Annotated in this window: 15 protein-coding genes; 5 read left to right on the plus strand and 10 right to left on the minus strand. The window is 67.3% G+C overall.

The features are described 5' to 3' along the window. Positions 1 to 62: 62 nt before the first annotated feature. From adiC to AC5P8Y_RS18395, 4 genes are all read left to right on the plus strand, one after another. Entirely contained in the window at positions 63 to 1415 is a 1353-nt protein-coding gene (gene adiC, locus AC5P8Y_RS18380; protein ID WP_495202123.1) for an arginine/agmatine antiporter, read from the plus strand. Between the two features lie 20 nt (positions 1416 to 1435). Beyond that, the gene (locus tag AC5P8Y_RS18385; RefSeq protein WP_033833929.1) at positions 1436 to 3724 is read left to right on the plus strand and encodes an Orn/Lys/Arg family decarboxylase; all 2289 of its coding nucleotides are present in this window, start codon (positions 1436 to 1438) and stop codon (positions 3722 to 3724) included. 28 nt (positions 3725 to 3752) lie between these two features. Continuing rightward, the gene (locus AC5P8Y_RS18390; RefSeq protein WP_111108546.1) at positions 3753 to 4655 is read left to right on the plus strand and encodes a cation diffusion facilitator family transporter; all 903 of its coding nucleotides are present in this window, start codon (positions 3753 to 3755) and stop codon (positions 4653 to 4655) included. Positions 4656 to 4835: 180 nt separating this feature from the next. Continuing rightward, positions 4836 to 5270, plus strand: a complete 435-nt coding sequence (locus AC5P8Y_RS18395) for a RidA family protein (protein ID WP_005410065.1) — start codon at positions 4836 to 4838, stop codon at positions 5268 to 5270. Here the strand turns inward: AC5P8Y_RS18395 and AC5P8Y_RS18400 are convergent. From AC5P8Y_RS18400 to AC5P8Y_RS18440, 9 genes are all read right to left on the minus strand, one after another. Then, positions 5267 to 5980 carry an energy transducer TonB family protein gene (locus AC5P8Y_RS18400; RefSeq protein WP_049402503.1) on the minus strand — a complete coding sequence of 238 codons (714 nt, stop codon included), beginning with the start codon at positions 5978 to 5980 and terminating at the stop codon, positions 5267 to 5269. The two genes, AC5P8Y_RS18395 and AC5P8Y_RS18400, sit on opposite strands and share 4 nt — an antisense overlap. Next, a complete protein-coding gene (locus AC5P8Y_RS18405; protein ID WP_033833927.1) occupies positions 5973 to 6773 on the minus strand; it encodes a ChaN family lipoprotein in 801 nt (266 codons plus the stop codon). The genes AC5P8Y_RS18400 and AC5P8Y_RS18405 overlap by 8 nt, the downstream gene beginning before the upstream one ends. Continuing rightward, a complete protein-coding gene (locus AC5P8Y_RS18410; protein ID WP_111108545.1) occupies positions 6760 to 9231 on the minus strand; it encodes a TonB-dependent receptor in 2472 nt (823 codons plus the stop codon). Before AC5P8Y_RS18410 ends, AC5P8Y_RS18405 begins: the two co-directional genes overlap by 14 nt. 64 nt (positions 9232 to 9295) lie before the next feature. After that, the gene (locus tag AC5P8Y_RS18415) at positions 9296 to 10222 is read right to left on the minus strand and encodes a FecR family protein (RefSeq protein ID WP_049402505.1); all 927 of its coding nucleotides are present in this window, start codon (positions 10220 to 10222) and stop codon (positions 9296 to 9298) included. Beyond that, positions 10219 to 10728, minus strand: a complete 510-nt coding sequence (locus AC5P8Y_RS18420; RefSeq protein WP_049402506.1) for an RNA polymerase sigma factor — start codon at positions 10726 to 10728, stop codon at positions 10219 to 10221. Before AC5P8Y_RS18420 ends, AC5P8Y_RS18415 begins: the two co-directional genes overlap by 4 nt. A gap of 123 nt (positions 10729 to 10851) precedes the next feature. Next, entirely contained in the window at positions 10852 to 11358 is a 507-nt protein-coding gene (locus AC5P8Y_RS18425; RefSeq protein WP_033833941.1) for a hypothetical protein, read from the minus strand. Between the two features lie 94 nt (positions 11359 to 11452). Continuing rightward, complete coding sequence (locus AC5P8Y_RS18430; protein WP_005410058.1) at positions 11453 to 11677, minus strand: hypothetical protein; 225 nt, start codon at positions 11675 to 11677, stop codon at positions 11453 to 11455. Continuing rightward, positions 11674 to 12375 (minus strand): glutamine amidotransferase, encoded by a 702-nt coding sequence (locus AC5P8Y_RS18435; protein ID WP_033833923.1) that lies wholly within the window; start codon positions 12373 to 12375, stop codon positions 11674 to 11676. Before AC5P8Y_RS18435 ends, AC5P8Y_RS18430 begins: the two co-directional genes overlap by 4 nt. Beyond that, positions 12372 to 13145: a YggS family pyridoxal phosphate-dependent enzyme gene (locus tag AC5P8Y_RS18440; protein WP_049402507.1), complete on the minus strand. Its 774-nt coding sequence runs from the start codon at positions 13143 to 13145 to the stop codon at positions 12372 to 12374. The genes AC5P8Y_RS18435 and AC5P8Y_RS18440 overlap by 4 nt, the downstream gene beginning before the upstream one ends. A 76-nt stretch (positions 13146 to 13221) precedes the next feature. Between AC5P8Y_RS18440 and ptsJ the strand changes: the two genes are divergently transcribed. Next, positions 13222 to 14508: a MocR-like B6 salvage transcription factor PtsJ gene (gene ptsJ, locus AC5P8Y_RS18445; RefSeq protein ID WP_033833921.1), complete on the plus strand. Its 1287-nt coding sequence runs from the start codon at positions 13222 to 13224 to the stop codon at positions 14506 to 14508. A gap of 32 nt (positions 14509 to 14540) precedes the next feature. Here ptsJ and AC5P8Y_RS18450 read toward each other — a convergent pair whose 3' ends face one another. Beyond that, on the minus strand, positions 14541 to 15047 hold the full coding sequence (locus AC5P8Y_RS18450; RefSeq protein WP_005410054.1) for a hypothetical protein: 507 nt from the start codon (positions 15045 to 15047) through the stop codon (positions 14541 to 14543). Between the last annotated feature and the right edge of the window lie 142 nt (positions 15048 to 15189).

Consider the following 15189-nt stretch of genomic DNA (forward strand, 5'->3'; position numbering starts at 1 on the left):
ACGCCAGCGTAACCGTCCCCACGCCCGGTTGTACCGGGCTCATGCCAGTACAGGAGATTGTCATGGCAGAAGCAAAGAAAATCGGGGTGGTCGGAGCCACCTTCCTCGTCGCCGGCAACATGATGGGCTCAGGCGTGTTCCTGTTGCCGTCCAGTCTGGCCAAGATCGGTACCGCCTCGATCTGGGGCTGGCTGATCACCACCGCCGGTGCGCTGCTGCTGGCCTTCGTGTTCGCCAAGCTGGGCAAGCTGGCACCGAAGGCGGGCGGCCCGTACGCCTATGCGCGCGACTGGTTCGGGCCGTACATGGGCTTCCAGACCAACACCATCTACTGGTTCGCCAACTGGATCGGCAACGTCGCCATTCCGATCGCCGCAGTGGGCTATTTCAGCTACTTCTTCCCGATCCTGTCCGAGCCGCTGGTGCGCTGCATCGCGGTGCTGATCCTGGTGTGGGCGCTGAGTTTCGCCAACGTGATCGGTCCGGCGTTCGTCAGCCGGGTGCAGACCGTCACCACCAGTTTTGCGCTGGTGCCGATCCTGGGCATCGCCATCTTCGGCTGGTTCTTCTTCGATGCCGACATTTTCAAGGGCGCCTACAACGTGTCCGGCGAATCGAACTTCGGCGCGATCTCCAGCGCCGCGGCGCTGACGCTGTGGGCCTTCATTGGCGTCGAGTCGGCCTCGGTCACCGCTGGTGTGGTCGAGAACCCGGAAAAGAACGTGGCCCGCGCCACCCTGGCGGGTGTGTTCCTGGCCGCCATCGCCTATATCGCCAGTTCCTCGGTGATCATGGGCATGGTGCCCAATGGCGAACTGCAGACTTCCGATGCGCCGTTCGCACTGGCTGCGGCCAAGGCCGTCGGTGGCTGGGGAGGTGCGCTGGTCAGCCTGTGTGCCTTCATCGGTGCCGCCGGTTCGCTGGGCGGCTGGATCCTGCTGACCGCACAGAGCGCCAAGGCAGCCTCCGATGACGGCCTGTTCCCGAGCATCTTCAGCAACACCAACAAGGACGACGTACCGGTCAAGGGCGTGCTGATCGTGGCCGTGCTGATGACCCTGGCGGTGCTGGTCACCTCCACCTCGGAAACCGCGTCGGCACAGTTCGACGTGATCACATCGGCGGCGGTGGTGCTGACCCTGCTGCCCTACATCTACTCGTGCGTGGCCTGCTACTTCGTGGTCGAGCGCTCGCACACCCTGGTCCACACCGGTGCGTTCTGGACCCTGACCAGCCTGACCGTCGTTTACTGCCTGTGGGCGATCTACGGCTCGTCGGGAACCATCGTGCAGTACGCGTTCCTGTTCGTGCTGTTCATCACCGTGTTCTATCCCTTCTTCAGCGAGGAGCGCCGCCAGCAGCGGCAGCGCGCCCGCGAGGCCTCGGCGATCAGCGCCGGCGCCCAGCGTTCCTGAGTTAGACAAGGAGAATCAACGTGTACTTCAAGTCCCTGGACTACCCGGTCATTGTCATCGACAACGACTACGAGTCGCCGCGCATCGGCGGCATCCTGATCCGCGCCCTGGTGGAAGAGCTGCGCAGCAACGACCAGCGCGTGCTGTGCGGCCTGAACCTGGATGATGCCCGTGCCGGTGCCCGCACCTACGTGGCGGCGTCGGCGGTGCTGATCTCGATCGATGGCAGCGAAGAGGTGGATGGCGAGTTCCAGCGCCTGACCGCCTTCCTGCGCGAGCAGAGCGCGCGCCGCGCCAACCTCCCGGTGTTCCTGTACGGCGAGCGCCGCACCATCGAGAAGGTGCCGAGCAAGCTGCTCAAGTACATTCACGGCTTCATCTTCCTGTTCGAAGACACCAAGAGCTTCATCTCGCGGCAGGTGATGCGCGCGGCCGAAGACTACATGAAGAACCTGCTGCCGCCGTTCTTCAAGGCGCTGATCCATCACGCGGCCGAGTCGAACTATTCCTGGCATACGCCTGGCCATGCGGGCGGCGTGGCGTTCACCAAATCGCCGGTCGGCCGCGCGTTCCATCAGTTCTATGGCGAGAACACGCTGCGCAGCGATCTGTCGATCTCGGTGCCGGAACTGGGTTCGCTGCTTGACCATACTGGTCCGATCAAGGACGCCGAGAACGAGGCCGCACGCAACTTCGGTGCCGACCATACCTTCTTCGTCACCAACGGCACTTCCACCGCCAACAAGATCGTCTGGCACGGCACAGTGGCCCGCGGCGACGTGGTGTTCGTCGACCGCAACTGCCACAAGTCGCTGCTGCACGCGCTGATCATGACCGGCGCGGTGCCGGTGTATTTCACCCCCAGCCGCAACGCGCATGGCATCATCGGCCCGATCAGCCTGGACCAGTTCACGCCCGAGTCGCTGCAGCAGCGTATCGCCGCCAACCCGCTGGCCAGCAAGGCCTACAAGGCCGGCTCCAAGCCGCGCATCGCAGTGGTGACCAACTCCACCTACGATGGCCTGTGCTACAACGCCGAGAAGATCGCCGACGAGATCGGCAGCGCGGTGGACTTCCTGCATTTCGACGAAGCCTGGTACGCCTACGCTGCGTTCCATCCGTTCTACGAGAACCACTACGGCATGGCCAAGGGCAAGCCGCGCGAGCAGGATGCGATCATCTTCACCACGCATTCCACGCACAAGCTGCTGGCCGCGTTCTCGCAGGCCTCGATGATCCACGTGCGCAACTCGGCGCAGCGCGACCTGGATGCCGAGCGCTTCAACGAGTCGTTCATGATGCACACCTCGACCAGCCCGCATTACGGGGTGATCGCGGCCTGTGATGTGGCCTCGAAGATGATGGAAGGCGATGCCGGCCGTTCGCTGGTACAGGAAATGCACGACGAGGCGATCGCGTTCCGCCGCGCGATGCTGCACGTCCGCGATGACCTGGGGCGCGACGACTGGTGGTTCAGCGTGTGGCAGCCGACCCAGGTCGAGCGCAGCCTGGACAAGGGCGATACGCCGGCACCGATGGTGGCCAAGCGCGAGGAGTGGTACCTGCAGCCGGATGCGCACTGGCACGGCTTCGAGAACCTGGTGGATGACTATGTTCTGATCGACCCGATCAAGGTGACCCTGCTGACCCCGGGCCTGGCGATGGACGGCAGCATGGGCAAGCTGGGCATTCCGGCGGCGGTGCTGAGCAAGTTCCTGTGGGGCCGCGGCATCACCGTGGAGAAGACCAACCTGTACTCGGTGCTGTTCCTGTTCTCGATGGGCATCACCAAGGGCAAGTGGAGCACCCTTGTCACCGAACTGATGGCGTTCAAGGAACTGTACGACCGCAATGCGCCGCTCAGCCAGGCACTGCCGACGCTGGCCGCCGACTATCCGAATGCCTACGCCGGTTGGGGCCTGCGTGACCTGTGCGACGCGCTGCATGCGTTCAACCAGGAGTTCGCGGTGGCCAAGGTGATGCGCGAGATGTACGTGGATCTGCCAACCCCGGTGATGACCCCGGCCGATGCCTACAACCACCTGGTGAAGGGCGAGATCGAGCGGGTCGACATCGAGCAGGTCAGTGGTCGCATCGCCGCGACCATGCTGGTGCCTTACCCGCCGGGCATTCCGACCATCATGCCGGGCGAGCGCTTTGGCGACAGCGATGAGCCGATCATCCAGTCGCTGCGCATCGCCCGTGAGCAGAATGCCCGCTTCCCGGGCTTCGAGTCGGACGTGCACGGGCTCATCATCGAGAACGACGGCGATGTGACCTCGTACAAGGTGGAGGTACTGAAGGCCTGACCGGCGACGGTCGGCCCTTCGGCGAACGATGGATACCGCGCGCGAGCAACGCATCCTGAAGTTCTCGATCGGGGTCACCATCGCGGTCAGCGTGGTCGGCTTCAGCGGTGGCCTGCTGGTGGGATCGCAGGCCATCCTGTTCGACGGTGTGTACAGCCTGGTCGACGTTGCCCTGACCCTGGTGTCGTTGTCGGTGCTGCGGCTGGTGGCGCGGGAACAGAGCCCGCGCTTCCAGTACGGCTACTGGCACCTGGAGCCGATGGTCGAGGCGCTGGGCGGTGTGATCCTGTCGCTGGCCTGCGTGTATGCGCTGGCCAACGCGGTGATCGGTTTGACCACGGGCGGACACGAGGTGAAATTCGGGCCCGCGCTGTGGTGGGCGGCGCTGCTGAGTGCCAGCAACCTGGCGATGGCGGCGTTCGTCGCCCAGCGGGCGCGGCGCCTGCGCTCGGCGCTGTTGTGGCTGGATGTACGAGGCTGGCTGCTGGGTGGGTTGATGAGCCTGGCGGTAGTGCTGGCCTTCGTACTGGCCCTGGTCCTGCATGGCGGTGAGTGGCACCACTGGGTGCCGTACCTGGATTCGATCGTGCTGGCATTGATCAGCCTGGCGGTACTGCCGGTACCGGCGCGCAGTGCGTGGAAGGCCATGCGCGAAGTACTCCAGGTGGCGCCGGATGATCTGGACCGGCGCGTGCAGCAGGTCATGCAGGCATTCGTGGCCGAGCGTGGCTATGCCGGTTTCACCAGCCACGTGGCGAAGATGGGGCGGATGCGCTTCATCGAGATCCATTTGCTGGCCGATCCGGCTACGCCCTTGGGCTCGGTGGGCGAGGTCGATGCGATGCGTGACGAGATCGCGGTCAGGCTGGATGCTCGGGGCAGCACGTTCTGGTTGACCATCGATTTCACCGCAGACCCGGCGTGGACGTGACCACGCTTCTGTAGAGTCGAGATTGCTCGACTGCTTTTCGTCAGCGGAAGTCTAGCAGGCTCGATTCCACGGGATCGCGTGATCGTTGCGCGTGGCAGACCGGTCTGTTGCACCGGATCCGTTTGACCTCAACCGGGGTTGAGGTCACAGACTGCCGGCAACCCCCACGAAGCGCGCGGCATGAACCTGCTGACCACACCGGACTTCAGCCATGGCCTGCTGGAGCTGTTCAATCCGCCGGGCCTCTACGATCCTTCGGCCAACGGCTACTCACACGTGGCGGTGGTGCGCCTGCCGGCACGGGTGATCCACGTGGCCGGGCAGGGCGGTGAAGACGCGCAGGGCCGTCTCTCGCCAAGCTTCGAAGACCAGGTCGGGCAGGCGCTGGACAACCTGCAGACCGCGCTGCGCTCGGCGCAGGCAAGCCTGGTTGATGTGGCGCGGTTGCGCATCCTGGTGGTCGGCCACGATGAGGACCGGCTGGGCATCATTGCCCACCAGGTACGGCGACGCTGGCCGAACCGTGCGGCGCCCACCTGCACGCTGATCCCGGTGCCGCGACTGGCGCTGGACGGCATGCTGTTCGAGATCGAGGCGGAGGCCTACGCCGCCTAGCGCAGGTAGTACTCCACCGGCACCACCAGTTCCTGTGGTGCCTTCAGTTGATCGGGAATGGGCGGTAGTGGCTGCGCGCGACGGAAGGTCTGCAGCGCAGCGTCATCGAGCATCGGCTGGCCACTGGACTGTTCCAGCCGCAGAGCCAGCAGGCGGCCTTCGCGGTCGATGCTGGCCCTGACCCAGGCAGTGCCCTGCTGCCGGCGCGAGCGTGCGGCGGCAGGGTAATAGCGGTAACGCTCCAGCCGCGCCATCAGGCGGGCTTCCCACTGGTCGCTGGCGGCGCCGGCCTGGAAGTCCGCCGGTGGCGCGTCTGGAGCGGGCGGAGCGGCCGTGATCGATGCCGGTGCGGGACTGGCATCGGTCGCGGCCGCCGGCGGGGCGACCGGCAGCGGCGTTCGACCCGTCCCGCCCGTTTCGCTGGCGGCCAACTCGCCCTCGCGCGCGGCGGTGGGTTTCGGTGGCGGCGGCGACTTTGCCGGTTGCGATGCGCGCGCCTGCTGCGCCTGGCTGGGGGTGTCGGCCTGGCGCTCCTCTACGGGCTGTGGCGGCGTGGCCGGCGCCAGCAGGCGCAGGCTGATGCGCACGTCCTGCTCCGGCGGCGGCAGCATCGGCGGCGCTGCCACCCAGTGCACCAACAGCAGCAGGGGCAGCAGGTGCAGGACGGCGGTGATCGCGATCGCCTGCCAGTGTTGGCCGCGCTCACTCATCGTCCAGCACCCACAGCAGATCGGCATCCGCCGCATCCACGGTTTCACCCGGCGAAGCCAATGCGATCACCAGCGCAGGCGTAGCCGGTGACAGGTAGCCCGGTACCCCGGTACCGCGCAGTACATGCCAGCGCCCCGCTACCAGCAGCGCCGGCGCGGGCGCATCGAGCAGCACCTGTGCCATGCGTGTGTCGCGGGCCTGTTGCACGGCCAGCATCCCTTCCAGCATCGGTGCTGCGTCTGCGTGCTGGGCCAGCACCACCGCCGACAGGCGCTGGCGGGCAGCGGCCACCGGGAACCGCACGCCCTTGGTGGACGCGAGCAGCGCGTTGACCTCGGCACGCGACAGGTTGCCGCCGAACAGCGGCGTGCCTGCATCGGCAGCATCCTGTACCAGCCCGCCATACGCGGCCCACGGCCAACGCGTATCCCAGTCCAGCAGTTCCTGCAGGCGTGCACCTTCGGCCTGGTTGCCCTTGGCCAGCCAGCGCTGCACCCGCTGCAGGCGTGGCTGGCGCTCGCTGGCGATCATTTCCAGCACCAGCGAACCCTGCGGGCGCCGCCGCTGCAGCGCCTGCAGCAGCCAGCGCTGGGCGGCGTGGTCTCCGGCGAGGTCATGGCGCTCACCCAGCATCAGCCTCTGGGCGTCCGCCGCATACGCCACGAACGCGGCTTCGTCCAGGTGCCGGCCGTTGGCCAGGTCGATCACTGAGCCAGGCATCGGCTGCGCGCTGGCCACGGTCGCCAGCGCGAGCAGGCATACGGGCAGCCAGCGACGGCTAGAACGCCACATTGACGCCCATCGAGACGGTACGGCCACGGCCGTTGCCGCGGTCCAGGATCGGGCTGAAGATGCTGTCGATCGAGGCATTGTTGTCATAGGCCTTGTTCTGCAGGTTTTCGATGTTCAGCCACAGCGTGGTGTTGGCCTGGGGCTTGAAGCTGGCGTAGAAGTCGAGCAGCACGCCGGTGCCGCCGGTCTTGCGGGTCTGGAAGAAGTCGTAGCCTTCCTCGGTCGGCCCGGAGTACTCGGCGCGCAGGCCGGCCTGCACGCGCTGCTGCCACCAGCGGCCGCCCACGTCCAGCGTCCAGTAGCGGTCGGGCAGGGCGGTGATGTCTTCCAGGTTGACGAACTCGATGGCCGGCGCACTGGTGTGCGAGCGGGTCCAGCTCAGCGTGGCGTGGTAGTGCTCGCTGGCGTAATGCGCTTCCAGTTCGATACCGCGCATGCGCACCACGCCGGGGTGGTTCATCCAGCGCGTGGTGGTGCTGAAGTCGTCCACGTCCAGCGCATCGGTCCAGGCAGTGAGCTGCGGATCGCTGTCGATCGGCACCACGAACGGTTCCACTTCCGGCGGATGCACGATCAGCAGGTACTGCGGCTTGATGTAGTCGCGGATGCGGTTGTCGAAGCGGGTGATCCGCAGCTGTGCCAGGTCACCGTCGACCAGCAGCGAGTCGGTGCTGAGGTTGGCACCGACCTGCAGGTTGCGCGAGCGCTCGCGGCGCAGGAACGGGTTGGCGCCCACGCCATCGGCATCGCTCATGCCTTCCAGCGGGATCTTCTCGAAGAACATCTCCTGCACCCGCGGCGGGCGGGAAGTACGCGAGGCTTCTGCGAACAACTGCAGCCAGTCGGTGGCCTGCCACGATACCGCCAGGCTGGGGCTGAGGGCGCGCTGGGTACGGCGCACGTCGATGCCGCCACCGTTGATCTCCGCGCACTGGCCGGGCACATCCGAGCACACCGGGATGTGGCCACGGATGCCGAAGCGGTCCTGGCGCAGGCCGGCGGTCAGCGCGTAGATGCCGTACTGCAGCTCCAGCGTGCTGAACAAGCTGTCCAGCTGGCTGCGACCTTGCGGGTTGGCACCGCGCAGGACGGGGGTATCGGCCACATAGATGTCCGACTGGTGCTTGATGCCGGTGTTCCAGCGCGCCTGCAGTGCCCCGATGTCGAAGCGGCTGGTGTTGTCAACGGTCCAGCTGCTCAGGCTGCTGTGGGTGCGGCGACCGATGTAGCTGGAATCCTCCACTGGCGGATAGAACAGCCGGGTCTTGTTGCCGGCGAAGGTTGCACGCAGGTCGATCCACGGCGAATAGGGCGTGTAGTGGTAGCTGGCGCGCTCGTTGCGCGCGGAAATCTGCCACGGATAGTTGTGGTAGAAGTCGTTTTCGTAACGCATGTGGCTCAGGTCCAGCCGGTGCTGGTCGCTGGGCTGCAGGCGTGCTTTCAACAGCCAGCTGCTGGGCTGCTGGCTGCCCGGGTCGGCGTTGTTCTTCTGCCCACGCGCGGTCGCGTATTCGCTGCTGCGGCTGCTGCTGGCAGCGGCCAGCAGGCCGAACTGGCGGTCGCCACCCTCTTCACCGTGGCGCCAGGCACCGGCGAAGGTACGGCCGCTGCCGTAGCCGTTGTTGCCGTGGCGATAGCCTGCACGCAGGCCCCAGTCACGGCCCTCACCGAGCAGATCGTCGATATCCAGCGTGCGGAAGTTGGCACTGCCGGCCAGCGTACCCGCACCATCACCACCGGCGACCGCACCGCGTTGCACGTCCACGCCGGCCAGCAGGAAAGGATCGACATAGGCGAACGGACCACCCGAGCCATGCCCGGCATTGTTGCGGAAGGTCTGGGTGACACCGTCGATCATGGTGTTGACCCGGCCAGCACCGGTCATGCCGCGGATGTTGACCTGCAGGCCCGGCTGGCTGCGCGAATGGAAGCTGTGGGTGCCAGGCATCGAGCGCAGCAGACTGTTGCCTTCCTGGCGTTCGGGCATCGCCACGCGCTCGCTGCCGATCGAAGGCGCAAAGCCATCGCGGGTGGCTGGTACATACTGGCTGGCACCTGCACCGGGGGAATGGCCGTGCGCGGTATTGCCCTGCACCCGCAAGGGCCCGGTGCGGCGGCTGCCATCGCCGCGCTCGGCCGGCGCCGGCTCCAGAGTGGCGCGGCGCGCATCGATGAAGCGCGGGCGCAGGCCGCTGCCCGCCAGCAGGCGCGTCAGGGCCTGCGCATCGTCGAAGTCACCGCGAAGGGCCGGCGCGGCATGGCCAGCGGGAAGCGCCGCGCCGATCACCAGATCGACACCGGTCAGCCGGCTGTAGGCGTCCAGCGCGGCCGCCAGTGGCTGGGCGGGCAGATCGTAGCTTCGAGTGGCGGCCTGCGCGTGGGCGCTGTTTGGCAGCAGTGGAACGGTGCTGGCGCAGGCCAGCGACAGGGCGAGGACAAGGGGGCGGGGGCACAGCATCGGGGGCTCCAGGGGCTGACGCAGAGCGTCGTCATCCTGGGTAGACGCAGCCGCAGGCCGGATGTCAGGGTCCATCACGCCGTTCCCTGCGTGGCGGCAGCCACACCTGTACGCCGTCGCCGAGGCGCAGCACGCGCACCTGCAACTGAGTGGCCAACTGGTCGCGGTTGCTGGCTGCGCCGTCGGCACTGCCAAGCAGGGTGACCGGCTGCTGGCGCAGCTGATCGCCGATGACCCACGTGTGCCCGCCGTGCCAGCGGTCCAGGCCCTGCGTGACGTCGGCCAGCGGAGCCGAGACCCAGTGCAGGCGCCGCTCGCGCCAGGCCAGTGTTCCGGGGGCGGTGGTTGTTGCATGGGCTGTTGACTGCCCATCGAAGCGCAGCTGCTCGCCGTCGTTGGCCAGCATGCTGGCGTTGCCGCTGTCCACGCGCACGCGATGCTCGGTAACGGTGACCACGCTGCTGTTGCCCTGCACGGCAAGATCGAATGCGGTCCCCAGTGCAGTGACGGTGCCCTGCGGAGTGTGTACCTGGAAGGGCCGGTCGTCATCGGCGGCGACCTGGAACCAGGCCTGGCCACGCTGCAACTGGAGCTGGCGGCGCTGCCCATCGATGCGCACCTTCACTTCGCTGCCGGGTGACAGCAGGACATGCGAACCATCCGGAAGGGTCTCATCGCGGATCTCGCCAGCGGCCGTACGCAGTACCTGCGCCACCGGCGGCGAGGCATGGCGGCTGTAGAGACCCAGCGCACACAGCAACAGAACCGCAATGCCGGCTTCGCGCAGGCGACGGCGTTGCCTGCGCTGCTGTTGCCGCTGCAGGCTGGGCAGCGTCGCGCCTGCCTGCCACAGGTGCTGCAGATACTGGTACTGCGCGGCATGTCGGGGGTCGGCCTGGAACCACTGGTCGAACGCGTTCTCGTCGCGGTCACCGTCGTGCCCGTCCAGCCACCAGCGTGCGGCTTCGCGCGCGATCGCGTCCTGGCTCATGCGCTGGGCACCTGCTGCAGGGCGACGAGGGCGCGCAGCAGATGGCCGTGCGCGGTCTGCCGGCTGATGCCCAGCTGGCGCCCGATCTCGGCCAGCGCCAATTGTTCAACCCGCGCCAGCAGGAACACCTGGCGCGAGCGCGGTGGTAGCGCGGCGATGATCGCGTCGAGGTGGCGCAGCTGTTCGGCGTCGAGCAGTCGCTGCTCGGGCAGTGGTGCAGGATCGGCGATGGCCTGCAACTGCGTGTCATCCAGTACCTCTTCGCGACGGCGCTGGCGCTGCCGGTAGTGATCCGCGATCAGGTTGTGGGCGACGCGGTACAGATAGGCGCGGCCGTTGCTCAGCAGGCCGCTGGCGGCGACTTTGACGACACGCAGCCAGGTTTCCTGGACGACGTCATCGGCGTCGCTGCGTTGCGGGAGTTTGCGGCGGACATGGGCGTGCAGCGGCCGGTAATGGGCCGCGCACAGCTGCGCGACATCCGTCGGTTCGACAGGCGTGGACACGGGGCGGGCGACAACTGGGAAAGGGAACAGCCCGCGGCGGCAAGGGCAGCGGCTGCACCTTACAGCAAAAGAGAATCATTTGCATCCATGGCGCGAGGCACGGCACGCCGGGCCACCGCGTCGTCAGCGCGGACGATAGTCGCAGTGGATCTGCAGGGCTTCGGTGGCGTTGTGATGCAGCTCGAAGCCGCACTGCTGCAGGCTGCGCTTCACCTGCACGACGGCTTCGGAATGACGGGCAACGCGACGATCCTGCCAGCGCAGTGGGGTGAACACGCCCAGGGGCAGCAGCCGCAGCCGCTTGCCGTGCAGTACCAGTGAGACATCGACATGACGGCCATCGATGTCGTGGCCGTTGGCGCCGAAGATGGCATCGATCTCATCGCGGCGTTGCGGGTAGCAGGTGCGGAATGCTGCGATGCCGAGCCGTCGTACCGCGCGGCGGAAGCCACCGAGACGGCTGTGGCCGGGTTCGAAGCCACGGGTGAGCAGCAGGCGCAACCCGGCAGGCAGCATCGCCTGCGCGTCGAGCAGGCGTTGCAGCACCTCTTCTTCCAGTTGGATGCGGGTGGAGGGCCAGCGCGGAGCGATGAGCAGTCCGTGGTGGTTGCCGCGTTGCAGGGTCAACATGCGTGAAGCTTCGCACGCGGGCGAACAGCCGCGGTAGTGCCGGCCGCTGGCCGGCAGATCCGGATGCCGGCCAGCGGCCGGCACTACCATCGGGTCAGATGTCGCGGTACTGGATCTGCGAAGCCAGTACCCGCAGGCCATCGGCATTGCTGGACAGGATGCGCTCTTCGCCGACACCTTTCTGCCGTTTCAGCTGGAAGCCCTGATCGGCAGGCAGCTGTGCGGCAATGGCGTCCATGCGTTGCAGGGCATCGGGGCCGCTGCAGTCGAAGTGGCCCCAGTGGGCGCCATCGCGGTGGATCTGCAATCGGTAGTTCATTGCGGTGTCTCCGGCAGGTCCTGCAGCCAATGGTCGAACATCGCGGTTGCGGCCGCTGCCAGCGGTGCGCCATAGCGACGCGCCTGTGCGCGCAGGTCGTTGGGATCGATGCCGGCCTGGGCCAGCTCCAGCGTGTGGCCGATCAGCCAGCGCTCGAACTGGCGGGCGTCCAGTTCCGGGTGGCATTGCAGGGCCAGTGCGTGGCTGCCGATGGCGAAGGCCTGGTGACGGCAGGCCGGCGTGCTGGCCAGGCGGCGTGCACCGGCCGGAAGTTCGAACGCCTCACCATGCCAATGCAGTACCGGAATGCCCTGCAGGGACTGCAGCGGAGAACGCTGGCCTTCATCGGTCAGCAGCAGTGGCGCAAAGCCGATTTCCTTGCCACCACTGGGAGCGACACTGGCACCGAGTGCGCGCGCCATCAGCTGTGCACCCAGGCAGATGCCCAGGGTCGGCCGCTGCCGCTGCAGCCGGCGCTGCAGCAGGGCAATGCTGTCGTTGACGAAGGGGTAGGTCCCTGTGTCATTGGCACTGATTGGACCGCCCAGCACGACCAGCAGGTCGGCGGTTTCGGCGTCATCGAGCGCATCGACGCCGGCCTGCAGCGGCTGCAGCTGCCAGCCTTGCGCCAACAGCAGTGGCTGCAGGGTGCCGAGGTCTTCAAAGCCAACGTGCTGCAGGACAACCGCGTGCTTCATGCCGGGGCTCCGCTGTTCGGCCAGTAGAAGCTGTCCGGGGTGGCGCGGGCGCCGAAAATGGCCTGGCCGACGCGGACCACGGTGGCACCTTCCTCGATGGCCACTTCGAAATCACCGGACATGCCCATCGAGAGCTGCGACAGGTCCAAGTCGGGCGGGGCGGTGCGTTGCAGCTGGTCGCGCAGTTCGCGCAGGCGCACGAAGCAGGCGCGCACGCGTTCGACGTCGGGGGTGAAGATGGCCAGGGTCATCAGGCCGCGCACGCGCAGACGATCGAAGGCTGGCAGCTGTTGCACGAAGGCCTCGACCGCGTCGGGTTCCAGTCCGTACTTGCTGGGTTCGGCCGAGGTGTTGACCTGCACGAACACATCCAGGGTGCGCTCTTCCAGTTGCAGGCGCTGCTGCAGGGCCTTGGCTACGCGCAGGCTGTCCAGCGCCTGGAACTCGCTGGCAAAGCGCGCCATGTAGCGCGCCTTGTTGGTCTGCAGATGGCCGATCACCGACCAGTGCACGCCCAGGTCGGCCATCGCTTCGGCCTTGCGTTGTGCCTCCTGCACCTTGTTCTCGCCAAGTTCGTGGCAGCCTGCGGCCACCGCCATGCGGATGCGGGCTTCATCGACGGTCTTGCTGACCGGCAGCAGGCGCACGCTGGCCGGGTCCCGGCCGACGCGGGCGCAGGCATCGGCGATGCGTTGGCGCACCGTGACCAGGTTGGCGGCGATCTGTTCAACGGACTGGGCGACGGGCCAGTCGGCGGCGGCAAGGGGCATGCGGGCACCTTCAATGCAGGGCGGCCAGGGTGGGATACACTGGCACAGGACAAGAGATATTTTGGCATAGGACAAAATGAAAATCACCGGGCACAGTGCCGAGTCGATCTTCGACAGCATCCGTGAGGGCATCGGCGAGGGCCGCCTGCCGGCCGGCAGCGTGCTGCCGCCGGTGCGTGAACTGGCCGAGCAGCTGGGCGTGAACCGCAACACCGTGGCCGCTGCCTACAAGCGCCTGGATGCGGCGGGCCTGGCCAGCACGGCGGGCCGCCGCGGCACGGTGGTGCGTGGCCTGCCGCCGCCGCTGGCGCGCGAGGGCAGTACGCCCGGGCTGGCGCTGCAGGACCTGGCCGGTGGCAATCCGGATCCGCGCCTGCTGCCGAACCTGCGCCTGGCCCCGGCCGCACCGCGGCTGTATGGCGTGGGCACGGTCGACCCGAGGTTGCAGGCGCTGGCGCGCGCCTCGCTGGATGCGGACTGCCCGGCGGGTTATGCGCTGGAGCTGACCCATGGCGCGGTCGATGGCATTGAACGCCTGCTGGCGGCCTGGCTGCTGCCGGGGGATCGCATCGCGGTGGAGGATCCGTGCTTCCTCGGCAGCCTCAATGTGCTCAATGCCGTGGGCCACGCGCCGTTGCCGGTGGCGGTGGACGCGCATGGCATGCAGGTCGAATCACTTCGGCAGGCGCTGGAGGCCGGTGCACGCGCGGTGCTGCTGACCCCGCGTGCGCACAACCCGACCGGGGCCAGCCTGGATGCGAAGCGGGCACGGGCGTTGCGCCAGCTGCTGGCGGCCTACCCGCAGGTGGCGGTGCTGGTCGACGATCATTACGCGCTGCTTTCGCAGCAGGCCTACCACTCGGTACTGCCGCTGGATGGCCGGCGCTGGGCGCTGTTGCGTTCGTTGTCCAAACCGCTCGGCCCCGACCTGCGCCTGGCCTGGTTGGCCTGCGATGAAGAAACCGCGATGCGGTTGCGGCTGCGATTGGCGTCCGGCACCGGCTGGGTCAGTCATCTGCTGCAGGATGCGGCGACGTCGGTGCTGGCGTCGGCAACGCAGCGGGCGAAGATCGCCTCGGCAGGTGAGCGTTACCGGCAGCGCCTGCAGTCGCTGCAGGAGTTGCTGCGCGCGCGTGGCATGCCGACGCCGCTGCCAATGGAGGGATTGAACCTGTGGCTGCCGTTGTCGGCTGACAGCCATCCTCAGGTGCTGGCACTGGCTTCGCGCGGATGGCATGTGCGGGCGGGCGAAGTGTTCGCGGTGGCGGCGCCGGGACATGGCCTGCGCATCACCTGTGCGGCGCTGGGGACGACGCAGCTGCGGCAGCTGGCCGATGACCTGGCGGCCGTGTGCGGGGTGTAGCGTCGAGCATGGCTCGACGCTACAGAAGCCGATCAGGGCGCGGCGTTGGCGCCAGGGCGCACGTAGTAGGACTGGCCGCTGTCATCGACGAACATCAGCTCCGGCTTGCCCTGCCAGGAGGTGAGCATGGCGCCGGTGTTGTTCTGGTGCTTGACCATCAGGCTGGCGCCGCGGTCCGGATTGGCGACGACCTTGAATACTTCGGTAGTGCCGGTGGCATCGTCGAGGGTGAGCAGGGCTTCGCCGCCGCGGTCGCTGGTGCCATAACCACCACGCTCGGAACCGTCGGGGCCAAGCAGGATCAGGCCAGACAGGGCGGTGGCGCGCGGCCCCTGGGTGCGGCCCTGGCTGAGCGGGTCGGGGACCGGTGCGCCGAGGATCACCCGCGGCTGGCCGCTTGCATCGTGGATGACCAGGCCGCGTGCTTCGATGATGCGCTGTGGCGATTGGCTGCGATGCAGGTTCCAGGCGGTCCAGCCGGAAACAAGCAGGGCGAGGGTGGAGACCACCAGGGTGGTCAGCAGCAGCGCACGGGGCATCGGGTGGTCCTTCCTTGGATGTGCCGACGATAGCGGATGCAAAAGGCGATGGGTAGAGTCGACTGTCAGTCGACTGATGTTCGATCAGATCACGGAGATTCCCGCGCTGGCGCGCGCAAGTCGACTGACAGTCGACTCTACC

It is taken from the genome of Stenotrophomonas sp. YJH_SMC_12-1, from assembly GCF_059370935.1.